Below are 22,559 nucleotides of genomic sequence, written 5' to 3'. Positions count from 1 at the left end.
CCTAAGATTCTTCTTATGGCAGATGAGAACGTGCGGGTTCTGGTGGTGGGCGCGGGGCTCGGCGGGCTGTCCGCCGCGATGTTCCTCGCCCAGCGGGGCGTCGAGGTGCTGTGCGTCTCGAAGCACCGGGGCACGTCACCGCACCCGAAGGCGACCGGGCAGACGCACCGGACGATGGAGCTGCTGCGCCGGGGCGGGGTGGCGGACGAGGTGCCGGCGGCGGGCGCCGGGCTCGACGGCGGCCTGGTGATCAAGGTCGCGGCCAGCCTGCGCGGGGAGGTGTTCACCACCATCGTGCACGAGGACGAGGGCTGGGACACCCCGCTCAGCCCCGAGCGCTCCGGGTTGGCGAGCCAGGACGAGGTCGAGCCGGTGCTGCTGCGGCGAGCGCGCGAGCTGGGCGCGGACGTCCGGTTCGGGACCGAGCTGGTGGCGCTGGAGCAGGACGACGAGGGCGTGACGGCGCGGCTCCGGACGGCCGACGGCGAGCGGACCGCGCGGGCGGACTACGTGATCGGGGCGGACGGCGCGCACAGCGCCGTGCGCGGGATGGCGGGCATCGGGCGGCACGGGCGCGGCGGGCTGTCGCACCACGTCGGGGTGGTGTTCGACGCGGACCTCGCGTCGCACGTCGCGGCCGACAAGGTCACGCTGTACTACCTGCGCAACCCGGCGTTCACCGGCGCGCTCGTGGCGACGAGCACGCCGCGGCGCAACGTGTTCACGGTCGAGTACGACCCGGCGCGCGAGTCGGCGGCCGACTACCCGGTGCGGCGGTGCGTCGAGCTGCTGCGGGTCGCGACGGACGTGCCGGACCTGGAGCCGGAGGTGCTGGAGGTGACGGCGTGGGAGGTGGCGGCGTGGCTGAGCGACCGGTTCCGGGCCGGGAGGGTGTTCCTGGTCGGTGACGCGGCCAAGGTGACGCCGCCGACCGGCGGGCTGGGCGGCAACACGGCGATCGGCGACGGGTTCGACATCGCGTGGAAGCTGGCGGCGGTGCTGCGCGGCGAGGCGGGCGAGGGCCTGCTGGACAGCTACGAGGCCGAACGGCGGCCGTACGCGCAGCTCGTGGTGGACGGCTCGTACGCCAACTACGTGCAGCGGTTCGCGCCGCAGCCGGCCGGCCCGGACGTGCCGGCCGAGGTGGACCCGTTCCGCCTGACCCTCGGCTACCGCTGCCGCTCCGGCGCCGTGCTGGTCGAGGACGACGACCCGGCCCCGATGGAGGACCCGGCCGAGCCGAGCGGCCGACCCGGTTTCCGCGCGCCGCACGTGGTGGTGGAGCACGACGGCGCCCTGAAGTCCACTTTGGACCTCTTCACCGGCTGGACCCTGGTCACCCTCGACCCGGCGTGGGCCGCCGACGTCCCCGGCCTGGAGGTCCCGGCCCTGGCCGACCCCACCGGCGAGCTGGCGGAGCGCTACGGGATCGGCCGCCGGGGCGCGGCCCTGGTCCGCCCCGACGGCGTGATCGCGTGGCGCGCCACCGCTCCCCCGGCCGACGCCGCCCGCGCGCTCACCGACGCGCTGGCCGCCGTCACGTCGCGGTAGCGGGCGCGCGGCGGAGGGTTTCGCCGATGGCGAGCAGGGAGAGGGCGCTGATCAGGGCGCCGACGATCAGGTAGAGGGAGATGGGCCAGGAGTCGCGGGTGGGGGTCACGCCCAACAGCCACGTGGCCACCACCGGCGACAGGCCACCGCCCAGCACCGCGCCGAGCTGGTAGCTCAACGACACGCCGCTGTACCGCACCCGCGCGCCGAACAGCTCCGCGTAGTAGGCGGGCATCGGGCCGAACACCGCCGCCGACCCGGCGAACGCCACCACCATCGCCACCACGGCCAACCCCGCCGACCGCGCCTCCAGCAACCAGAACAGCGGGAACGCGAACACGCCGAGGAACGCCGCGCCGCCGAGCATCACCGGCAGCCGCCCGACCCGGTCGGACAGCCGCGCGAACACCAGGATCGCCACCGCCTGCGCGAACGCCCCGACCAGGGCGGCGGTCAGCAGCGTGCCGCGCGGCATCCCGAGCTGCTTCGTCCAGTACGACAGCGCGAACGTCGCCACCACGAAGATGAACATGTTGAACCCGACGTTCACCCCGGCGCCCAGCAGCACCTGCCGCCACGACCGCCGCAGCACGACGACCACCGGCAGCCGCACCGCGCCCGAGGTCTCCCGGGCCCGGCGGAACACCGGGCTCTCCTCCACCGACAGCCGCACGTACAGCCCCACGCCCACGAGCACCAGGCTGAGCAGGAACGGCACCCGCCAGCCCCAGCTCAGGAACGCGTCGCCGGACACCGCGGTCGACGCCGCCATCGCGCCGTTGGCCAGCAGCAGCCCCACCGGCGAGCCGAGGAACGTCCAGCTGCCGTACCACCCGGTGCGCCCGGCGGGCGCGTGCTCGACCGCCATCAACGTCGCGCCGCCCTGCTCGCCGCCCAGGAAGAACCCCTGCACCAATCGCAGCAGCACCAGGCCCAGCGGCGCGGCCAGCCCCACCGACTCGTACGTCGGCAGCAGCCCGATCGCCGCCGTGCACAGGCCGGTCGCGGTCAGCGTCAGCACCAGCATCGACCGCCGGCCGACGCGGTCGCCGAAGTGGCCGATCACCACCCCGCCGAGCGGCCGGGCCAGGAAGCCCGCGCCGAACGTGGCGAACGCCAGCAGCGTGCCGATCCGCGGGTCGAAGGACGGGAAGAACAGCTTGTCGAACACCAGCGCCGACGCGGTGCCGTAGAGCAGGAAGTCGTACAGCTCCACGGCGTTCCCGGCCGAACTGGCGAGCGCCACCCTGCGCACCTCGGAAGCCATCCACCCACCCTGGCCCGACGACCCGGGTCGGCCACCTCGACGTGACTCACCTCACACCGGCGCGTGGCACCGTCCAGGAAACCACACGATCCGGTGAGCCCCCTGGAGACCGCCGTGCCGGCCGGTCAGGCTGGGGAGCATGGCACCACTCCCCTTGCTCGCGGCCATGACCGCGTTCATCCCCGTCTTCTCCGCACCGGAGTCGGGCTTCCTGCTCACCGTGCGGCACGGCGAGACGTTCCAGCTGGCCAACCTCACCTGCGAGCCGGCGGGCGGCCTGCACCCCAGGGCGGACGAGGCGTGCCTGGCGCTGTCCGATGTGGACGGCCAGATCGGCGGCCTGTCGTCCGGCCAGGCGATGTGCACCATGGAGTACGACCCGGTGCGGGTGAAGGCGTCCGGCAAGTGGCGGGGCGAGACCCGCGTGTTCGAGGCGGAGTTCCCCAACCCGTGCGTGATGCGCGCCGAGACGGGTCCGATCTTCGAGCTGTGAGCCCGGACGAGCGGGCGCACCCGTGGAGGGGCCCGCGACACCGCCGCCGAAGTCGGGGCCCCTCCACGGGTGTTCCTGCGGAGGTCCTCGGACCTCTTCGCCGACCGTAGGGACTGCACGCCCGATTCGTCAACACTCTTCACATGCGTGAAATGAGGAACCTGTACAGCTCCGCGCAGACCATTACCCGTTGAACACCTCGCCTGAGCCATCCGAGTGGTCGGAGGTCTGGGCACGCCACGCACCGTCTCAAGCAGATCGCTCTATCCTCCGCCCGGAACGCTCGGGGGAGGACGTATGGGTGATTTCCTGCTGTACACGGTCGGCGTGCCGGCGACGTTCCTGGCGCTGGTGCTCGGCATGGCGCTGGCCGCGCGCCGCATCCTCGGCCTGCGGGTCGGCCTGATCCGCACCACGCTCGCGTGCCTGCTGGGCCTGTCGATGACCAGGGCCGCGCTCAGCGGCATGCCGGACGCGCAGCAGGCGCCGTCGCTGGGGACCGTGCAGTTCGGCATCTCGCTGCTGCTGGTGATCGCGGTGCTGACGTTCGCCGAGATCGTGGTGCCGACCGGGTCGGTCCCGCCGCCGACCGAGTGGTGGCGGGCGCTGCGCGGCCGGGTCTCCCGCACCCGCCGCTACTCGCGGATCACCGCGATCGCGGTCCGGCACGGCCTCGGCCCGTACCTGCGCGGCCGGGAGCGCACCGACACCCGGCTGGCCCGGTCGCTGCGGCTGGCGCTGGAGGAGGGCGGGGTCACCTTCGTCAAGCTCGGCCAGGTGCTGTCCACGCGGTCGGACCTGCTGCCCGCGGACGTGGTGGACGAGCTGGCGCTGCTGCAGGACAAGGTGCCCGCCGCGCCGTGGCCCGCGGTGCGCGAGGTGCTGGTGGCCGAGCTGGGCCGGGCGCCGGAGGACGTGTTCGCCGAGTTCGACCAGCGGCCGATCGCCGCCGCGTCGGTGGCGCAGGTGCACCGGGCGCGGTTGAAGACCGGCGAGGACGTCGTGGTGAAGGTGCAGCGGCCGGGCGTGCGGCGGGTCGCCGAGGCCGACCTGGACATCGTGGACCGGCTCGCCTCGACGTTGCACGACCGGACCAGGTGGGGCAAGGCGATCGGGGTGCGCGACCTGGCGGCCGGGTTCTCCGCGGCGTTGCGCGAGGAGCTGGACTTCCGGGTCGAGGCGCGCAACCTGGCCGCCGTGCGCGCGGCGTCCGCCGGTACCGACGTGGTGCTGCCGACCGCGCACGAAGAGCTCTGCACGGCCCGCGTGCTGGTGATGGAGCGGCTGGACGGCGTGCCGGTGCGGTCGGCGTCGCTGGACTCGGTCGACCGGGACGCGCTGGCCCGGACGCTGCTGGCCGCGCTGCTGCGCCAGGTGCTGGTCAACGGCGTCTTCCACGCCGACCCGCACCCCGGCAACATCATGCTGCTGCACGACGGTCGGCTCGGCCTGCTCGACTTCGGGTCGGTCGGCCGGATCGACGCGCAGCTGCGGGCGGCGCTCGGCAAGCTGCTGCTGTCGGTCGACCACGGCGACCCGGCCGGGCTGCGCGACGCGCTGCTGGAACTCGTGACCAGGCCGGACGAGATCGACGAGCAGCACTTGGAGCGCGCGCTCGGGCAGTTCATGGCGCGGCACCTGAGCACCGGGATGCGACCGGACGCGCAGATGTTCGGCGACCTGTTCACGCTGGTCTACCGGCACGGGCTGAGCATCCCGCCGGAGATCGCGGCGGTGTTCCGGGCGCTGGCCACGGTGGAGGGGACGCTGGCCGCGCTGTCGCCCGGGTTCAACCTCGTGGTCGAGTCGCGGACGTTCGCGGACCGGGAGTTCAACGCCCGCCTGACGCCGGAGTCGCTGCGGCGGACGGTGACCGAGGAGCTGCACGCGATGCTGCCGATGCTGCGCCGGCTGCCCCGGCGGGCCGATCGGATCTCCGCCGCCCTGGAGCAGGGGCGGCTGGGCGTGGGCGTGCGGCTGTTCGCCGACGACCGGGACCGGCAGTTCGTCGTCTCGCTGCTGCACCAGGTGATGCTGACCGTGCTGGGCGCGACGGCGGGCGTGATGGCGGTGATGCTGCTCGGCGCGGACGGCGGGCCGGAGGTCGGTCCGAACGTCTCGCTGTTCCAGCTCTTCGGCTACAACCTGCTGGTGATCAGCGTGCTGCTCGGGCTGCGGGTGGTGGTGACCATCTTCCGGCCGCGTGCTTGACCCATCCGGTTTGCGGTGCAAACCTGATTGGGTGGCAGACCTGCTGCGCGACCTGGAGGCGCTGCGCCGGCGGGCGCGGGAGGACCGGCACGCCTACCCGTTCCCGCTGCTGTTCTTCGGGATCGCGTCGTTCCTGGCGGTGCCGCTGCACGAGCCCGCCGCCGGGTCGCCCGAGCCGGGCGCGTGGTCGCCGCTGACGGTGCTCGGCGCGCTGCCCGACGTGCGGCACCCGGTGCTGCTCGGCCTGTACTGGCTGGTGGTGCTGGTGACCGGTGGCCTGGCGACCGTGTGGTGGTACCGCAGGCGCGGCGCGCGGGTCGGCATCGAGACGTCCACCAGGGGTTACCTCGGGGCGTTGGCGATCGGCCTGAGCGGGCCCGTGGTCGGTTTGGCGCTGGCCCACCTGCCGTTCCGCTTCCAGTCGGGCACGGGCGTCGGGCTGATCGTGCTCGCCGCGGCCACCGTGCTGTGGCACTGGAAGGCGCCCCGCCTGCCGACGGCGGCCGCGGCGGTGCTCGGCACGGCCGTGCTGCAGCAGGACCAGCCGGCGATCGGGCAGTTCATCGCGATCGGCCTCGGCCTGGTGGTGCTGGCGGCGTTGGAGCGCAGCACCCGGTTCACCACGACCACCGCGGCCTACCTGGTCGTGCTCTGCGCGTCCGCCACGATCACGCCGCTGACCGTCGCGCACCCGACCACGTGGTCGACGGCCGCCGTGGTCGTGCTGCCCGGCCTGGCCCTCGTCGTCGGCGGCCTGGTGGGCCTGCGGCGTGGCTGAGCACCCGACCGCGTCGCTGGACGACGTGGTGCACCAGAAGCACCGGCTGGGCATCCTGACCGTCGCGGCGGAGGCGAAGCGGGTCGAGTTCGGCTACCTGCGGTCCACCCTGGAGCTGACGGCGGGCAACCTGTCGCGGCACATCGCGGTGCTGGAGCGGGCCGGGCTGGTGGCCGTGGAGAAGGGCTACGACGGCAGGCGGCCCCGGACGTGGGTCGGCGTGACGGCGGCGGGCCGGGCCGCCCTGGCCGCCGAGATGGTGGCGCTGCGGGCGCTGGTCGAGCGGCACGTAGCCTCGCGGGCATGAGCATCCACGACATCCCGCTGCACACCCTGGACGGCGAGCCGTCGAGCCTGGGCGCGTTGGCGGGCAAGGCGTTGCTGGTGGTGAACGTCGCTTCCAAGTGCGGGCTGACGCCGCAGTACCAGGGCTTGGAGCGGTTGCAGGAGCGGTACGCCGAGCAGGGGTTCTCGGTGGTCGGGTTCCCGTGCAACCAGTTCGCCGGCCAGGAGCCGGGCACGGCGGAGGAGATCGCCGAGTTCTGCTCGACCACCTACGGCGTCACGTTCCCGCTGTTCGAGAAGATCGAGGTCAACGGCCCGTCCCGGCACCCGGTGTACGCGGAGCTGACCGCGTTCGCCGACAACGACGGCGCGGCGGGCGACGTGCAGTGGAACTTCGAGAAGTTCCTGCTCTCCCCCACCGGCGACGTCGTCGCCCGCTTCCGGCCGACCACCCAGCCGGAGGACGAGGCGGTCGTCAAGGCGATCGAGTCCGTCCTGCCGTGACCCGCGGGCCGGGGGCCGTCACCGACCCCCGGCCACGCTCAGCACTCGATGACGTTCACGGCCAGGCCGCCGCGTGCCGTCTCCTTGTACTTGACCTTCATGTCCTTGCCGGTCTCGCGCATGGTCTTGATGACCTTGTCCAGCGACACGAAGTGCGAGCCGTCGCCGCGCAACGCCATCCGCGCCGCCGTGATCGCCTTGATCGACGCCAGCGCGTTGCGCTCGATGCACGGGATCTGCACCAGTCCGCCGATCGGGTCGCACGTCAGCCCGAGGTTGTGCTCCATGGCGATCTCGGCCGCGTTCTCGACCTGCTCCGGCGTGCCGCCGAGCACTTCGGCCAGCCCGCCGGCCGCCATCGAGCACGCCGAGCCGACCTCGCCCTGGCACCCGACCTCGGCGCCGGAGATGGACGCGTTCTCCTTGAACAGCACGCCGACCGCGCCCGCCGTCAGCAGGAACCGCACCACCCCGTCGTCGGACGCGCCGGGCACGAACCGCGTGTAGTAGTGCAGCACCGCGGGCACGATGCCGGCCGCGCCGTTGGTCGGCGCGGTCACCACCCGGCCGCCGGCCGCGTTCTCCTCGTTCACCGCCAGCGCGAACAACGTCACCCAGTCCATCACCCGCAGCGGGTCGGTGGCGTAGTGCTCGGCGGTCATCCGCTGCCGCATCTCCGCCGCCCGCCGCCGGACCTTCAGCCCGCCCGGCAGCACGCCGTCGATCGTGCAGCCGCGCTCGACGCACTCCTGCATGACCGCCCAGATGTGCAGCAGGCCGGAGCGCACCGACGCCTCGTCCCGCCACGACAGCTCGTTGGCCAGCATCACCTCGCTGATCGACAGCCCGGTCTCCCGGCACCGCGCCAGCAGCTCGTCCCCGGTGCGGAACGGGTGGGCGAGCGGGGTCTCGTCGGCTTTGATCCGGTCGGCCCCGGTGGCCGTCTCGTCCACCACGAACCCGCCGCCGACCGAGTAGTACACCGCCGAGTCGACCTCGGTGTCACCCGAGTGGGCGGTGAAGCTCATGCCGTTGGGGTGCAGCGGCAACGACTTGCGCCGGTGCATCACCAGGTCGGGGTCCTCGGTGAACGCGATCTCCCGCTCACCGCCGAGCCGCAGCCGCCCGGTGGCCCGGATCTCGGCCACCCGCCGGTCGGCCTCGGCCGGGTCGACCTCCTCCGGCCGGTGGCCCTCCAGCCCGAGCAGCACCGCCTTCGGACTCCCGTGCCCGTGCCCGGTCGCGCCCAACGACCCGAACAGCTCCACGTGCACCCGGTCGACGGTCCCCAGCACCGGCCGCAGCCGGTCGACGAACATCACCGCCGCCCGCATCGGGCCGACGGTGTGCGAGCTGGACGGCCCGATGCCCACCGAGAACAGGTCGAACACGCTGATGGCCACGGCGTCAGTCCCCGGTCAGTTCCGCGTACTTCGCCGCGGTCAGCAGCCCGGTGGCGTCGGTCACCGCCACCTTGAACAGCCAACCCCGGCCGTACGGGTCGTTGTTGATCAATGACGGGTCGTTCACGGCCTCGTCGTTGACCGCCACCACCTCGCCGCTGACCGGCGCGTACAGGTCGCTGACCGACTTGGTCGACTCCAGCTCGCCGCACACGTCGCCGGACTTGACGACGGCGCCGACCTGGGGCAGCTCGACGAACACGATGTCGCCGAGCGACCCGGCCGCGTAGGAGGTGATGCCGACCGCCACGGGGTCCTGGGTACCCGGCGCCCAGTCCACCCACTCGTGCTCGGGCGTGTACAGCAGGTTGTCCGGAAATGTCACGACAGCTCTCCTCAAGGCAAGGTCCGGATCCCCTGCTCTGTCCTGGGACCTGAGAGCTTCACCGCGGCGTCGCGGCTTGCACCGTGGGTGCGCGTCGAGCGCGCTTTCCAGAGTCGCCTCACCCGAGCGGTTCTCGCTGCCTGAGAGTGTGCGGGGGTGCTTGCTCCTTCGGCGCCCCGGCACGTTCACCGAGGTCTCTCCCGCGCGGGTTCCGGCGCTGTCGTCGCGCCGCGGCCGATGTTCAGTTGGTTGGACGCACGCTAGGTGCCACACCAACGGGTGTCAACGCGACCACCGGCTTGTGCGATCGGCACAACCCGACCCCGGCCCGTTGGTGCCCGCCGCACGATGACACCGAAATCGCGTTACCGGACCTTGGGTGTAACACCGGCCGAAGGAGCCCACCGTGCGGATCGCCGTCCCCCGCGAGATCAAGAACCACGAGTACCGCGTCGCGCTGACACCGGCGGGCGCCCACGAGCTGGCGCAGCGCGGTCACGACGTGGTCGTCGAGACCGGCGCGGGCCTCGGTTCGGCGATCACCGACGAGGAGTACCTGGCCGCCGGCGCGAAGGTCCTGGCCACCGCGGACGACGTGTGGGCCGAGGGCGACCTGGTGCTCAAGGTCAAGGAGCCGATCGCCGAGGAGTACCCGCGGCTGCGCAAGGGGCAGGTCCTGTTCACCTACCTGCACCTGGCGGCCGACCAGCCGCTGACGCGGGCGCTGCTGGACTCCGGGACCACCGCCATCGCCTACGAGACCGTGCAGACGTCGAACGGCGCGCTGCCGCTGCTGGCCCCGATGTCCGAGGTCGCGGGCCGGCTGGCGCCGCAGGTGGGCGCGTTCGCGCTGATGAAGCCCTCCGGCGGGCGCGGCGTGCTGCCCGGCGGCGTGCCCGGCGTGCACCCGGCGCGGGTGGTCGTCATCGGCGGCGGCGTGGCGGGCCTGAACGCGGCGGCGATCGCCGTCGGCATGGGCGCGGACGTGCAGATCCTGGACACCAACGTGGACCGGCTGCGCCACATCGACGCCCTCTACCAGGGCCGCCTGCGCACGGTGACGTCCAACCGCTACTCGGTCGAGCAGGCCGTCCGCGAGGCCGACCTGGTCATCGGCGCGGTGCTGGTGCCCGGCGCGAAGGCGCCGAAGCTGGTGAGCAACGAGCTGGTGGCCGACATGAAGCCCGGCGCGGTGCTGGTGGACATCGCGATCGACCAGGGGGGCTGCTTCGCCGACTCGCGGCCGACCACGCACGCCGACCCGACGTACCAGGTGCACGACGCGGTCTTCTACTGCGTCGCCAACATGCCCGGCGCGGTGCCGCGCACGTCGACCTACGCGCTGACCAACGTGACGCTGCCGCACGCCGTGGCGCTGGCCGACCGGGGCTGGGAGGCGGCGCTGCGGTCGGACCCGGCGCTGGCGCTCGGCCTGAACGCGCACGACGGCCTGCTGACCAACCTGCCGGTCGCGCAGGCGCACGGGCTGGCCCACACGCCCCTGGAGCTCTGAGCGCCGGAACCGCGAAGGGCCCCGCTCACCAGGTGTGAGCGGGGCCCTTCGGCGTTGAGACGGCCCGCTCAACCAGCCTGGGGGTCACTGGGAGCGGGCCGCGTCACCAATCCTAGCCGGGATCGGGGGTCCGTGCCCAGCGGGCCCACCGAACCGGGGCGCATTTCGCCCCCCGGTGGCCAACGGACCGTGCGCGACCTCAAGCAAACGAGTGAATTCGGGGCGTAACGGGTAAGTCACGACGCCCTCACGGCCGATGCACAGGGCGGGAACCCCGCAGCTACGCAGCGGGGTCGTCCGCCCGCGTGGCGCGCTCGCCGCGCCACTCCCCGATCGGAGCGCAGATGGCTGAACCCGAGGGTTGGATCGACTGCCACGACCCGTTCGGACGAGACCGGTCGATGACCGTGCTCGTCGAGGACGACCGAGTTCTCCTGGTCGCACCGCCCGGCGAGTCCGCTGTGATGTCCGTCACGCAGACCCGTCGGCTGCACCGCCTGCTCGACCAAGTCGCCGACAGGATGTGAGCCGGCGTGGACGAGGCACTGCGGGCCGCCGTGCTGCGCCGGCTGGCGCTGCTGGACGAGGCCGCGGAGCGCGGTGAGGCGGACGCCCTCGTGCCGCTCGCGCGGTCCGAGATCCACCGCCTGGCCGACGGTTGGCGGCTGCTGCTGACCCTGCACCAACCGGACCCGGACGGCCGCTGCGGCGCCTGCCCGGGCATCCTGCGGCACAAGAAGTGGCCGTGCCAGGTGTGGACGATGGCCCACCAGCACCTCATCGGCGAGGGCGTGCCGCACCGCGAGCGCCGCCGCCCGCTGCGACCGCTGCGCCGCGCGGCCGACACCGAGACGACCACCGAGATACCGAGAGTGGCGTCGAAACCGCGACACGCACTACCCGAGTGAACCTCCTAGGGCAGGATGACGCCCGGTAGGAGTACTCGGGAGGGACGCGTGCACGACGGCACTGGCCGCATCGTGGTGCAGAACTTGACCAAGCAGTTCGGTCCGGTCGCAGCGGTGCAGAATCTGAGCTTCACGGTGGAACCCGGTTCGGTGACCGGCTTCCTCGGCCCCAACGGGGCGGGCAAGACCACGACGCTGCGCATGCTGCTCGGCCTGGTGACCCCGACCGCGGGCATCGGGCTGATCAACGGCAGGCCGTTCGACCAGCTCGGCAACCCGGCCCGGGTCGTCGGCGCGGTGCTGGAGGCGCAGGGCTTCCACCCCAAGCGCACGGCCCGCAACCACCTGCGGGTCTACGCCGCCGCGATCGGCATGCCCGACTCGCGCGCGGAGCAGGTGCTCCAGCTCGTCGGCCTCGGCGCGGCGGGCGACCGCCGGGCGGGCGGCTTCTCGCTGGGCATGAAGCAGCGGCTGGCCCTGGCCACCGCGCTGATCGGCGACCCGCAGATCCTGGTGCTCGACGAGCCGGCCAACGGGCTGGACCCGGAGGGCATCGCGTGGCTGCGGACGTTCCTGCAGTCCTACGCGCGCAGCGGGCGGACCGTGCTGATCTCCAGCCACCTGCTGGCCGAGGTCGAGCAGACGGTGGACCAGGTGGTCATCATCAGCCGCGGGCAGACCATGTACTACGGGCCGCTGGACCACCTGCGCGCCCAGCAGCAGGGCCGGGTGCTCGTGCAGCCGTCCGACGTCGGCGCGCTGGTCACGGCGCTGCGCGAGGACGGGATCGCCGCGGTCGAGCAGCTGCCGGACGGCCGCATCGCGGTCACCGGCGTCGAGGCCAAGCAGGTCGCGGACACCGCGCTGAAGGCGGGCGTGTCGATCTACGGCATCCAGGAGGAGAAGGCCGACCTGGAGCGGCTGTTCTTCCAGCTCACCAACGGCCAGTACGCGGCGCCGGGCCTGGGCCAGCAGCAGTACCAGCAACCACCGCCCGGTTACCAGCAGCAGTACCAGCAGCCCCCGCAGGGCTATCAGCAGCAGCAGTACCAGCAGGGCTACCAACAGCAGTACCAACAGCCCCCTCAGGGCTACCAACCACCACCGCCGGGACACCAGCCGCCGCCGCAGGACAACCCGTACGGTCAGCACGGTCAGGGCGGCCTCGGGGGCGGTGCGTGATGGGCAACCTGATCAAGTCGGAGTTCCGCAAGACGACCACCACGGGCCTGTGGTGGGGCCTGATGATCCCGACCGTGCTGATCGCCCTGGGCTGGGCGCTCGGCACCGGCGCCATCGGCAAGGGCCTGATGGACCTGATCAACAGCTCGGAGGCCGAGGAGCTGACCGAACTGCTCGGCGTCGACCCGTCGCAGTGGCAGGTGGCGCTGTTCGGCATGGCGCGCAGCATCAACGTGGCCACGATCTTCCCGATGATCTTCGGCGGCCTGGCGGTCGCGAACGAGATCAACCGCAAGACGATCACCACCACGTTCCTCACCGCGCCGAACAGGGTCGCCGCGATGACCGCGAAGATGGTCGTCTACATCGCCTGGGGCGCGATCTACGGCCTCGCGATCGTGGCCGCGGTGAGCATCGGCACCGTGATCACCTCGGACTCCGGCGCGCTGCCGGACGCCACCGGGTGGCTGGCGCTGGCCGGTGTCGGCATCCTGTCGTCGATCCTGATGACGATGTTCGGCGTCGGCGTCGGAGCGCTGATGACCAGCGTCGTCGGCACCACCGTCGTGCTGCTGCTCTACATGCTGCTGGTGGAGAACGGCATCCAGCTGGTGCTGGCCTCGCAGGGCCTGCCGGAGATCATCGGCTTCCTGCCCAACGGCGCGGTGAACGGCCTGACCGGCTCGGTGGCGTCGTCGCTGTTCCTGTCGAACGCGGGCGTCGTGCCGGACGACCTGGTCGAGGTGATGCGGACCATCGCGGGCGCGCTCGGCGCGTTCGACTGGTGGTTGAGCGGCCTGGTGTTCCTGGTCTGGACGGCCCTGTTCTTCCTCGGCGGCTGGGCCGCGACCCAGCGCAAGGACATCACCTGATCCAGTGATCCAGCACTGCTGACGAGGCCGTCCCGAAGTCCGGGGCGGCCTTCGTCGCACCGGGGTTCGCGAAACTGTCGGCGCCGCGACCTATGTTGGACCCGTGACTCGTTCCGACGGCTGGATCCGCAGGCTCGCCTCCGCGTGCTGGCAGCACCGCTCCCTGGTGGTGTGGTCGGTGCTGGCCGCCGTCGTCGGCGTCGGCCTGCAGGCCGTCGGGCCCCTGCTGATCAAGGTCGCGGTGGACGACGCCGTGGCCGGCCGCACGGACCGGCTCGCGTGGCTGGCCGTCGTCCTGGTCGCCCTGGAGCTGCTGACCTTCGGCACCGCGTTCGTGCGCCGCTACCTGGGCGGCCGGCTGGCCGTCGACGTGCAGCACGACCTGCGCCAAGCCGTGTTCGGCGCCGTGCAGCGGCTGGACGGGCCCAAGCAGGACGCGCTGCGCACCGGCCAGGTCGTGTCCCGCTCGATCACCGACCTGCAACTGGTCAACAGCCTGCTGTCGATGACGCCGCTGGCCTTCGGCACGGTGGTGTTCGCGCTGGCGGCCCTGGTGGCGATGTTCTGGCTGTCACCGCTGCTGACCGTGATCGCGCTGGTGATCGTGCCCGCCGTCGGGGTGGTCGCGGCGCGCAGCAGGCTGACGCTGTTCCCGGCCACCTGGTCGGCGCAGCAGCGCGCGGCGGACGTGGCGCAGCACGTCGAGGAGACCGTCACCGGCGTGCGGGTGGTGAAGGGCTTCGGGCAGGAGGCGCGCGAGGTCGCCCGGCTGGAGTCGCGGGCCAGGCTGCTGTTCGCCGAGCGGATGCGCGCGGCCCGGCTGACCGCGCGCCCGTCGGCCACGTTGAACGCGCTGCCCTACCTGGGGCAGGTCGCGGTGCTCGCCCTCGGCGGGTGGATGGCGATGCGCGGCGAGGTCACGCTGGGCACGTTCCTGGCGTTCGCGACCTACGTGGCGACCCTGGTCGGCCCGTCCAGGCTGCTGGCGAGCCTGATGGTGACCGCCCAGCTGGCCCGCGCGGGCGTCGAGCGGGTGTACGAGCTGGTCGACTCCCAGCCGGACGTGGTGGACGGCGACCGCGACGTCCCGGCCGGTCCGGTGGCGGTCGAGCTGCGGGACGTGGTGTTCGGGTACGCGCGCAGCGAGCCGGTGCTGTCCGGGGTGTCGCTGCGGGTCGAGCCGGGCGAGACGCTGGCGGTCGTCGGCACGGCGGGTTCGGGCAAGTCGACGGTGTCGCTGCTGCTGCCCCGGTTCTACGACGTGCACGAGGGCTCGGTGTCGGTCGGCGGGGTCGACGTGCGGGAGCTGCGGCTGTCGTCGCTGCGGCGGACCGTGGGCACGGTGTTCGAGGAGGCTTTCCTGTTCTCCGACACCGTGCGGGCCAACATCGCCTACGGCCTGCCGGACGCGTCCGACGAGCAGGTGCGCGCGGCGGCGCGGGCGGCCGAGGCGCACGAGTTCATCGAGGCCCTGCCGAAGGGCTACGACACCGTCGTCGGCGAACGCGGCCTCACCCTCTCCGGCGGCCAGCGCCAACGGGTGGCGCTGGCCAGGGCGCTCCTCTCCGACCCCCGCGTCCTCGTCCTGGACGACGCCACGTCAGCCGTGGACAACGCCACCGAGGCCGCCATCCACCGCACGCTGGCCGCCGTCACCGCCGAGCGCACCACCGTCCTGATCGCGCACCGGCGGTCGTCGCTGTCCCTGGCCGACCGCATCGCCGTCCTGGACGCGGGCCGCGTGGTCGACATCGGCACCCACGCCGAACTGCACCGCCGCTGCCGCCTCTACCGCGACCTGCTCGCCGGGCCCGGCGAGGCGATCGAGCAGGTCGACCCGAGGGCCGACGCCCACCTGGAACCGGGCCCCGACGGCACCACCCCGGCCCTGTGGCCCGACTCCGACGACGACGAACTGGCCGTGCGGGCCGCGAACAGGACCCCCACCGGCAAGCTCTCCCGAGGTGGCGGCGGCACGTCCGCGCTGCTCGGCGGCACCCCGCCGACCCCGGACCTGATGGCCCGCGTGCACGCCCTCCCGCCGGCCGAGGACGAGCCGACCCTGGCGGGCGAGGATCCCCGCGCCCCCGACCCCGGCTTCCGCCTGCGCACCCTGCTCCGCCCGGTCCGCTGGGCGATGCTCGCCGTCGCCGGCGTGCTGCTGGTCGACACGGCCCTGGCCGTCGCCTCGCCCAACCTGGTCCGCCTGGGCGTCGACCAGGGCGTCGTCGGCGGCCGGGCGGGCTGGCTCTGGACGGCCGTGGCCATCAGCTTCGCCCTGGTCGTCGCGGGTTGGGCAGCCGCCGCGATCGGCGCCGTGGTCACGTCCCGGGTCGGCGAGCGCCTGCTCTACCTGTTGCGCGTGCGCAGCTACGCCCACCTGCAAAGACTGGGGCTGGACTACTACGAGCGCGAGATGGCCGGCCGGATCATGACCCGGATGACCACCGACGTCGACGCCCTGTCCAGCTTCCTGCAGACGGGCCTGACCACCTTCGTCATCAGCGTGCTGACCGTGTTCGGCATCGCCGTCGCCCTGGTCCTCACCGACCCCGGCCTGGCCCTGGTCGCGCTCGCCGTGCTGCCGATCCTGCTGATCGCCACGGCCATCTTCCAACGCCTCTCCTCCGCCGCCTACGCCGAGGCCCGCGAACGCGTCAGCGCCGTCAACGCCGACCTCCAGGAGAACGTCTCGGGCCTGCGCGTCTCCCAGGCGTACACCCGGGAAGCCCGCTCCGCCGAGGCCTTCGCCGAGCGCAGCGACGCCTACCGCAAGTCCCGCATCCGGGCCCAGCGCTACATCGCCACCTACTTCCCGTTCCTCTCGCTCCTGTCCGGCGTCGCCCAGGCCGCGATCCTCGTGGTCGGCGCCTACCGGGTGGCCGACGGCACCCTGTCCCCCGGCGTCCTGCTGGCGTTCGTGCTGTACCTGGGCCTGTTCTTCTCGCCGCTGTACCAGCTGTCCGGCGTCTTCGACGGCTACCAGCAGGCCAGGGTCGGCCTGAGCCGGATCGGCGACCTGCTCCGCACCCCGACCACCGTGCCGCCCGCCGAGCACCCGGTCCCCGTCACCGCGCTGCGCGGCGAGGTCGAGCTGCGCAACGTCACGTTCGCCTACCAGGACACCACCACCCCCGCTGTGCGGGACATCTCCCTGCACGTGCGGCCGGGCGAAACCGTCGCCCTGGTCGGCGCCACCGGCGCCGGCAAGTCCACCCTGGTCAAGCTCGTCGCCAGGTTCTACGACGCCACCGAGGGCCAGGTCCTGGTCGACGGCGTGGACCTGCGCGACTACGACCTGCCCGCCCTGCGCCAACGCCTGGGCATCGTCCCCCAGGAGGCCCACCTCTTCGGCGGCGACATCGCCGAGAACGTCGCCTACGGCAACCCCGACGCCACCCGTGCCGACATCGAGGCAGCGGTCCGCGCGGTGGGCGCCCTCCCCGTCATCGCCTCCCTGCCCAACGCCTTCCACCAACAAGTGGGCGAACGCGGCCAAGCCCTCTCCGCCGGCCAACGCCAACTGGTCGCCCTGGCCCGCGCCGAACTGGTCCAACCGACGATCCTCCTGCTGGACGAAGCCACTGCCGCCCTGGACCCGTCCACCGAAGCCACCGTCCTCGCCGCCAACGACCACCTGTCCGGCTCCCGAACCACCTTCGTCGTCGCCCACCGCCTAGCCACCGCCGCCCGCGCCGACCGGATCGTCGTCCTCGCCGAAGGCCGAATCGTCGAACAGGGCACCCACGACGACCTGCTCCAGGCCAACGGCCCCTACGCCACCCTCTGGTCCCACGGCGCCAACCACGAACCAACCGAACTAACCCCCACCCACTAACCACAACCCCACCACCAACAACTCCCACCCACTAACCACATCCCCACCACATCGGACCCGCCGCCAACCCGCAGAGGTTCGATTTGACATGGGTTCGGGTGCCATAGGCTGGACGAAGCCGGCAGGCCTGGCGGGACGCTCTTCCCCGCCGGGCCTGCCGGCTTTGGCCTGCATAGGGTGCCCGTAAGGGCCCCATGTCAAATCGAACCGGACCCAACCACCGCCCTGAACGTTGAACTCGCGGTACGGGAACGTAGGACTCTCGCACCCTGAACGTAGGACTCTCGCGTCCCGAACGTAGGACACGCGCGGTCGGAACGTAGGACACGCGGGACGGGAGTGTTCGACTCGCGGGCGGTCAGGGGGTGGTGAGGAGGTCGTCCAGCTGTTCGTAGCCCTCGACCACGCCGGTCTCCATGCCGCTGGCCATGGCCATGTCCCGCACCTCCGTCGTCTCGAACACGCTGACCGCGTGCAACCGGCTCCGCCCACCGCCCAGGTCCTCGAACGTCACCGTCTCCAGCGACACCCCGTCCGGAAATCCCTCGAACGTGAACGTCTGCACGATCCGCTCACCGGGCCGCACCTCGTGGAACGAGCCGTAGAACCGGTACTCCTCCTCACCCCGGGTGTGCGCGTACCGGTACGCCCCGCCGGTCGTCGCGTCCCACCGGTCCACCCGCATGGTCACCGAGCGCGGCCCCAGCCACCGCACCACCAGCTCCGGGTCGACGTGCGCTCGGAACACCGCGTCCACCGGCGCGTCGAACTCGCGCGTGATGTGGATGGTCGGCGCCTCCGGGTCGGCGCTGATGCTGGTCTCGGGGTGCGCGGTCGTCGTGCTCATGATGCTTCTCCTCCAACTCGGTCCGGGTCGGACCCCTCGGTCGCCAGCTCGGCGAGCACGGTGTCCAGCCGCTGGTAGCGCTGCTCCGCTTCCCGCCGGTAGCGCTCGATCCACTTCGTCATCAGGTCGAACACCTCCGCCTCCAGGTGGACGGGCCGCCGCTGCGCCTGCTTGCTGCGGCTGACGAGCCCGGCGTCCTCAAGGACCTTGAGGTGCTTCGACACGGCCTGCACGGTCACGGAGTACGGCCCGGCCAGCTCGTTCACCGTCGCGTCGCCCACCGCCAACCGCGCCACCATGTCGCGCCGGATCGGGTCGGCCAGGGCCGAGAAGACCCGCGACAACTGATCGTCCACCGCCATCTCCTTACTCAACCGTCCGGTTGAACACAACGATACGAACGCACCCGAAACATGTCAACCACAAGGTTGAACAAGCAGCTCAGACCATGATCTTCAGCCCGCTGAACGCCTCACGCCCACCGGTCGGCCGCAGTGCGCACAAGTACTCCGACTCGAAGCACCGCCGACGGTGTGACGGGCTTAACCTCAAGTGATGCTCAAGCACCCCTAACGCCGACCCACCACCGGATCGATCCTGTGAGGGAACACTCGTTGCCCGCCCCCTCCTGTGTGTGAAGTGCACCAGACGGGGGACTAGCCTGACCATGAGTGAGTCATTGCCAAGAGCGAGATGGATAGAGGCGAGCGCCAGCCGTGTCCAGCAGCAGTCCTGCTTCTCAGTTCGGCCCCAATGAGTGGCTGGTCGAGGAGATGTACGAGCAGTTCCTCGCCGACCCGTCGTCGGTAGACCCGGCCTGGCACGACTTCTTCGCCGACTACAAGTCGACGCAGCGGTCGGGCAACGGCGCCGCGTCGACCACCTCGACGGCCGCGGAGAACGGCACCACGACCGCCACCAAGCCCGCTCCGGCCCAGTCCGCGCCCGCCGCCGCGCAGACGCAGGCCACGCAGCCGGCCGCCGCGCAGAAGCCGGCGCAGGCACAGCCGCCCGCGCAGGAGCAGGCCGCGCAGAAGCCCGCACCCGCCCAGAAGCCCGCGAGCAAGCCCGCCGACAAGCCGGCCGACAAGCCCGCGAGCAAGCCCGCACCCGCCCAGGCCGCCAAGGCCGCGCCGGTGCAGCCGGCCCAGGGCCAGGAGCAGAAGCAGCTGCGCGGGGCCGCCGCCGCCATCGCGAAGAACATGGAGCTCTCGCTCACCGTTCCGACCGCGACGAGCGTGCGCGCCGTGCCGGCCAAGCTGCTGGCCGACAACCGCATCGTGATCAACAACCACCTCAAGCGCACCCGCGGTGGGAAGGTCTCCTTCACCCACCTGATCGGGTACGCCGTGGTGCGGGCGCTCAAGGCGTACCCGAACCTGAACCGGCACTTCGCCGAGGTCGACGGCAAGCCGTTCGTGGTGACCCCGGAGCACGTGAACTTCGGCCTGGCGATCGACCTGCCCGGCAAGGACGGCTCCCGCACGCTGGTCGTGGCCTCGGTCAAGGGCTGCGAGAACATGACGTTCACGCAGTTCTGGCAGGCCTACGAGGACCTGATCCGCAAGGCGCGGTCGGGCTCGCTGACCACCGAGGACTTCTCCGGCACCACCATCTCGCTGACCAACCCCGGCACGATCGGCACCAACCACTCGGTGCCGCGCCTCACCGCGGGTCAGGGCGCGATCATCGGCGTCGGCGCGATGGAGTACCCGGCGCACTTCCAGGGCACCAGCGAGCAGGCCCTGACCGACATGGGCGTCAGCAAGATCATCACGCTGACCTCCACCTACGACCACCGCATCATCCAGGGCGCGGAGTCGGGCGAGTTCCTCAAGCGCATCCACCAGCTGCTGCTCGGCGAGGACGGCTTCTACGACGACGTCTTCACGTCGCTGCGGCTGCCGTACGAGCCGATCCGCTGGGTCGCCGACATCCCCGAGGGCGCGGTCGACAAGACCGCCCGCGTCATCGAGCTGATCGACGCCTACCGCACCCGCGGCCACCTGATGGCCGACACGGACCCGCTGAACTACCGCCAGCGCAGCCACGGCGACCTGGACGTCCTGTCGCACGGCCTGACCCTGTGGGACCTGGACCGGGAGTTCCCGGTCGGCGGGTTCGCGGGCCAGGAGCGGATGAAGCTGCGCGACATCCTGGGCGTGCTGCGCAACTCGTACTGCCGCACCGTCGGCGTCGAGTACATGCACATCCTCGACCCGGAGGAACGCCTCTGGATCCAGGAGCGCGTCGAGGTCCCGCACGAGAAGCCCCCGGCCACCGTGCAGAAGTACATCCTGTCGAAGCTCAACGCCGCCGAGGCGTTCGAGACCTTCCTGCAGACCAAGTACGTCGGCCAGAAGCGGTTCTCGCTGGAGGGCGGCGAGACCGTCATCCCGCTGCTGGACGCGGTGCTGGACAAGGCCGCCGAGCACGAGATCGACGAGGTCGTCATCGGCATGCCGCACCGCGGCCGGCTGAACGTGCTGGCCAACATCGTCGGCAAGCCGATCTCGCAGATCTTCCGCGAGTTCGAGGGCAACCTCGACCCGGGCCAGGCGCACGGCTCCGGCGACGTGAAGTACCACCTGGGCGCGGAGGGCAAGTACTTCCGCATGTTCGGCGACGGCGAGACCAAGGTGTCGCTGACCGCGAACCCGTCGCACCTGGAGGCCGTGGACCCGGTGCTGGAGGGCATCGTCCGGGCCAAGCAGGACATGCTCGACAAGGGCGGCGAGGGCTTCACCGTGCTGCCGGTCGCGCTGCACGGCGACGCCGCGTTCGCGGGCCAGGGCGTGGTCGCCGAGACGCTGAACCTGGCGCTGGTGCGCGGCTACCGCACCGGCGGCACGGTGCACGTCGTGGTCAACAACCAGGTCGGCTTCACCACCGCGCCCGAGCACTCGCGCTCGTCGAAGTACTCGACCGACGTGGCGAAGATGATCGGCTCGCCGGTGTTCCACGTGAACGGCGACGACCCCGAGGCGTGCTACTGGGTCGCGAAGCTGGCTGTGGACTACCGGCAGACGTTCAACAAGGACGTCGTCATCGACATGGTGTGCTACCGCCGCCGCGGCCACAACGAGGGCGACGACCCCTCGATGACGCAGCCGGCCATGTACGACGTGATCGACACGAAGCGCTCGGTGCGCAAGACCTACACCGAGTCCCTGATCGGCCGCGGCGACATCTCCGTGGAGGAGGCCGAGAAGGCGCTCCAGGACTTCTCCTCGCAGCTGGAGCACGTGTTCAACGAGGTCCGGGAGCTGGAGAAGCACCCGATCAAGACCTCGCCGTCGATCGAGCAGGAGCAGCAGGTCCCGACCAAGCTGCCCACCGGCGTCGAGCGGTCGATCATCGAGCGGATCGCCGACGCGCACGTGAACCTGCCCGACGGCTTCACCCCGCACCCGCGGGTCAAGCCGGTGCTGGAGCGGCGCGCCAAGATGGCCCGCGAGGGCGGCATCGACTGGGCGTTCGCCGAGCTGCTGGCGTTCGGCTCGCTGGTGATCGAGGGCCGCACGGTTCGGCTGGCCGGCCAGGACTCGCGGCGCGGCACGTTCGTGCAGCGGCACGCCACGCTGGTGGACCGCAAGCGGTCCGAGGAGTACACCCCGCTGCAGAACCTGGCCGAGACCCAGGGCAAGTTCATGGTGTACGACTCGGTGCTGTCGGAGTTCGCGGCGCTCGGCTTCGAGTACGGCTACTCGGTGGCCAACCCGGACGCGCTGGTGCTGTGGGAGGCGCAGTTCGGCGACTTCGTCAACGGCGCGCAGCCGATCATCGACGAGTTCATCTCGTCCGGTGAGGCGAAGTGGGGCCAGGTCTCCGACGTCGTGCTGCTGCTGCCGCACGGCCACGAGGGCCAGGGCCCGGACCACACGTCCGGCCGCATCGAGCGGTTCCTCCAGCTGTGCGCGGAGGGCTCGATGACGATCGCGGTGCCGTCCACGCCGGCGAACTACTTCCACCTGCTGCGCCGGCACGCGCTGGACGGCGTGAACCGCCCGCTGGTGGTGTTCACCCCCAAGTCGATGCTGCGCCTGAAGACCGCGGTCAGCCCGGTCGAGGCGTTCGTGGAGGAGAAGTTCCAGTCGGTGATCGACGACCCGACCGGCGTCGACCCGAGCGCGGTGCGCAAGGTCCTGCTGTGCAGCGGCAAGATCTACTACGAGCTGCTGGCCGAGCAGGAGAAGCGGGGCGACAAGGACGTCGCGGTGGTCCGCGTCGAGCAGCTGTACCCGGTGCCCGCGCGCAAGCTGACCGCGGCCCTGGACCGCTACCCGAACGCCACCGAGGTCCGCTGGGTCCAGGAGGAGCCGGCGAACCAGGGCGCGTGGCCGTTCTTCGGCCTGGCGCTGCCCGAGCTGCTGCCCGAGCGGTTCGCCGTGAAGCGCGTCTCGCGCCGCCCGATGGCCGCCCCGTCCGCGGGGTCGTCGAAGGTGCACGAGGTCGAGCAGCGCGAGCTGATCGCGAAGGCGTTCGAGTAGGGACCGTTCGACCGCCGAGCCGCCGAGACCCA

18 protein-coding genes and 1 riboswitch are annotated in these 22,559 nt (G+C 71.8%); of the genes, 13 read left to right on the top strand and 5 right to left on the bottom strand.

Features of this window, described 5'->3' with window-relative positions; all coding sequences use genetic code 11:
- Positions 1–15 precede the first annotated feature (15 nt).
- Positions 16–1,551: an aklavinone 12-hydroxylase RdmE gene (rdmE, locus tag AB0F89_RS12040; protein WP_367135495.1), complete on the top strand. Its 1,536-nt coding sequence runs from the start codon at positions 16–18 to the stop codon at positions 1,549–1,551.
- Here the strand turns inward: rdmE and AB0F89_RS12035 are convergent.
- Positions 1,538–2,818 carry an MFS transporter gene (locus AB0F89_RS12035; RefSeq protein WP_367135493.1) on the bottom strand — a complete coding sequence of 427 codons (1,281 nt, stop codon included), beginning with the start codon at positions 2,816–2,818 and terminating at the stop codon, positions 1,538–1,540. The two genes, rdmE and AB0F89_RS12035, sit on opposite strands and share 14 nt — an antisense overlap.
- A 139-nt stretch (positions 2,819–2,957) precedes the next feature.
- Between AB0F89_RS12035 and AB0F89_RS12030 the strand changes: the two genes are divergently transcribed.
- The 5 genes from AB0F89_RS12030 to AB0F89_RS12010 all read left to right on the top strand — a co-directional run bounded on the left by AB0F89_RS12030 (position 2,958) and on the right by AB0F89_RS12010 (position 7,089).
- Entirely contained in the window at positions 2,958–3,311 is a 354-nt protein-coding gene (locus tag AB0F89_RS12030; RefSeq protein WP_367135491.1) for an SSI family serine proteinase inhibitor, read from the top strand.
- 297 nt (positions 3,312–3,608) lie between these two features.
- Positions 3,609–5,522 (top strand): ABC1 kinase family protein, encoded by a 1,914-nt coding sequence (locus tag AB0F89_RS12025; protein WP_367135489.1) that lies wholly within the window; start codon positions 3,609–3,611, stop codon positions 5,520–5,522.
- Between the two features lie 31 nt (positions 5,523–5,553).
- Positions 5,554–6,300 carry a hypothetical protein gene (locus AB0F89_RS12020; RefSeq protein ID WP_367135487.1) on the top strand — a complete coding sequence of 249 codons (747 nt, stop codon included), beginning with the start codon at positions 5,554–5,556 and terminating at the stop codon, positions 6,298–6,300.
- Positions 6,293–6,607: a transcriptional regulator gene (locus tag AB0F89_RS12015; protein WP_367135485.1), complete on the top strand. Its 315-nt coding sequence runs from the start codon at positions 6,293–6,295 to the stop codon at positions 6,605–6,607. Before AB0F89_RS12020 ends, AB0F89_RS12015 begins: the two co-directional genes overlap by 8 nt.
- Positions 6,604–7,089 carry a glutathione peroxidase gene (locus AB0F89_RS12010; protein WP_367135483.1) on the top strand — a complete coding sequence of 162 codons (486 nt, stop codon included), beginning with the start codon at positions 6,604–6,606 and terminating at the stop codon, positions 7,087–7,089. The genes AB0F89_RS12015 and AB0F89_RS12010 overlap by 4 nt, the downstream gene beginning before the upstream one ends.
- 38 nt (positions 7,090–7,127) lie before the next feature.
- Here the strand turns inward: AB0F89_RS12010 and AB0F89_RS12005 are convergent, their stop codons facing one another.
- Positions 7,128–8,492, bottom strand: coding sequence for an L-serine ammonia-lyase (locus tag AB0F89_RS12005; protein ID WP_367135481.1), 1,365 nt, complete (start codon positions 8,490–8,492; stop codon positions 7,128–7,130).
- 4 nt (positions 8,493–8,496) lie between these two features.
- Positions 8,497–8,877, bottom strand: a complete 381-nt coding sequence (gene gcvH, locus AB0F89_RS12000) for a glycine cleavage system protein GcvH (RefSeq protein ID WP_367135479.1) — start codon at positions 8,875–8,877, stop codon at positions 8,497–8,499.
- A 117-nt stretch (positions 8,878–8,994) separates the two neighbouring features.
- A riboswitch (glycine riboswitch) is annotated at positions 8,995–9,090 on the bottom strand.
- 193 nt (positions 9,091–9,283) lie between these two features.
- Between gcvH and ald the strand changes: the two genes are divergently transcribed.
- The 6 genes from ald (at position 9,284) to AB0F89_RS11970 (ending at position 17,190) form a co-directional block, all read left to right on the top strand.
- A complete protein-coding gene (gene ald, locus AB0F89_RS11995) occupies positions 9,284–10,390 on the top strand; it encodes an alanine dehydrogenase (protein WP_367135477.1) in 1,107 nt (368 codons plus the stop codon).
- Positions 10,391–10,734: 344 nt separating this feature from the next.
- Positions 10,735–10,917 (top strand): hypothetical protein, encoded by a 183-nt coding sequence (locus tag AB0F89_RS11990; RefSeq protein ID WP_123745591.1) that lies wholly within the window; start codon positions 10,735–10,737, stop codon positions 10,915–10,917.
- Between the two features lie 6 nt (positions 10,918–10,923).
- A complete protein-coding gene (locus AB0F89_RS11985; protein WP_367135474.1) occupies positions 10,924–11,298 on the top strand; it encodes a hypothetical protein in 375 nt (124 codons plus the stop codon).
- A gap of 48 nt (positions 11,299–11,346) precedes the next feature.
- On the top strand, positions 11,347–12,480 hold the full coding sequence (locus tag AB0F89_RS11980) for an ABC transporter ATP-binding protein (RefSeq protein ID WP_367135472.1): 1,134 nt from the start codon (positions 11,347–11,349) through the stop codon (positions 12,478–12,480).
- Positions 12,480–13,352, top strand: coding sequence for a hypothetical protein (locus AB0F89_RS11975; protein ID WP_367135470.1), 873 nt, complete (start codon positions 12,480–12,482; stop codon positions 13,350–13,352). The genes AB0F89_RS11980 and AB0F89_RS11975 overlap by 1 nt, the downstream gene beginning before the upstream one ends.
- Positions 13,353–13,455: 103 nt before the next feature.
- Positions 13,456–17,190 carry an ABC transporter ATP-binding protein gene (locus tag AB0F89_RS11970; RefSeq protein ID WP_367135468.1) on the top strand — a complete coding sequence of 1,245 codons (3,735 nt, stop codon included), beginning with the start codon at positions 13,456–13,458 and terminating at the stop codon, positions 17,188–17,190.
- Between the two features lie 358 nt (positions 17,191–17,548).
- Here AB0F89_RS11970 and AB0F89_RS11965 read toward each other — a convergent pair whose 3' ends face one another.
- Together AB0F89_RS11965 and AB0F89_RS11960 are read right to left on the bottom strand one after the other, a co-directional pair.
- Positions 17,549–18,037, bottom strand: coding sequence for an SRPBCC family protein (locus tag AB0F89_RS11965; protein WP_367135466.1), 489 nt, complete (start codon positions 18,035–18,037; stop codon positions 17,549–17,551).
- Positions 18,034–18,399, bottom strand: a complete 366-nt coding sequence (locus tag AB0F89_RS11960; RefSeq protein ID WP_367135464.1) for an ArsR/SmtB family transcription factor — start codon at positions 18,397–18,399, stop codon at positions 18,034–18,036. The genes AB0F89_RS11965 and AB0F89_RS11960 overlap by 4 nt, the downstream gene beginning before the upstream one ends.
- 354 nt (positions 18,400–18,753) lie before the next feature.
- Here AB0F89_RS11960 and AB0F89_RS11955 point away from each other — a divergent pair, with 354 nt between their 5' ends.
- Positions 18,754–22,527 carry a multifunctional oxoglutarate decarboxylase/oxoglutarate dehydrogenase thiamine pyrophosphate-binding subunit/dihydrolipoyllysine-residue succinyltransferase subunit gene (locus AB0F89_RS11955; RefSeq protein ID WP_367135462.1) on the top strand — a complete coding sequence of 1,258 codons (3,774 nt, stop codon included), beginning with the start codon at positions 18,754–18,756 and terminating at the stop codon, positions 22,525–22,527.
- Positions 22,528–22,559: the final 32 nt, after the last annotated feature.

This window comes from Saccharothrix sp. HUAS TT1 (assembly GCF_040744945.1).
Taxonomy (GTDB): domain Bacteria; phylum Actinomycetota; class Actinomycetes; order Mycobacteriales; family Pseudonocardiaceae; genus Actinosynnema.
This window is presented reverse-complemented; position numbering and strand designations above follow the sequence as displayed.

What these genes read in the sequence shown, in the direction of transcription:
- rdmE (WP_367135495.1), top strand. Translation starts at nt 16, where the DNA reads ATGGCAGATGAGAACGTGCGGGTTCTGGTGGTGGGCGCGGGGCTCGGC.
- AB0F89_RS12035 (WP_367135493.1), bottom strand. Translation starts at nt 2,818, where the DNA reads ATGGCTTCCGAGGTGCGCAGGGTGGCGCTCGCCAGTTCGGCCGGGAAC.
- AB0F89_RS12030 (WP_367135491.1), top strand. Translation starts at nt 2,958, where the DNA reads ATGGCACCACTCCCCTTGCTCGCGGCCATGACCGCGTTCATCCCCGTC.
- AB0F89_RS12025 (WP_367135489.1), top strand. Translation starts at nt 3,609, where the DNA reads ATGGGTGATTTCCTGCTGTACACGGTCGGCGTGCCGGCGACGTTCCTG.
- AB0F89_RS12010 (WP_367135483.1), top strand. Translation starts at nt 6,604, where the DNA reads ATGAGCATCCACGACATCCCGCTGCACACCCTGGACGGCGAGCCGTCG.
- AB0F89_RS11990 (WP_123745591.1), top strand. Translation starts at nt 10,735, where the DNA reads ATGGCTGAACCCGAGGGTTGGATCGACTGCCACGACCCGTTCGGACGA.
- AB0F89_RS11975 (WP_367135470.1), top strand. Translation starts at nt 12,480, where the DNA reads ATGGGCAACCTGATCAAGTCGGAGTTCCGCAAGACGACCACCACGGGC.
- AB0F89_RS11965 (WP_367135466.1), bottom strand. Translation starts at nt 18,037, where the DNA reads ATGAGCACGACGACCGCGCACCCCGAGACCAGCATCAGCGCCGACCCG.
- AB0F89_RS11960 (WP_367135464.1), bottom strand. Translation starts at nt 18,399, where the DNA reads ATGGCGGTGGACGATCAGTTGTCGCGGGTCTTCTCGGCCCTGGCCGAC.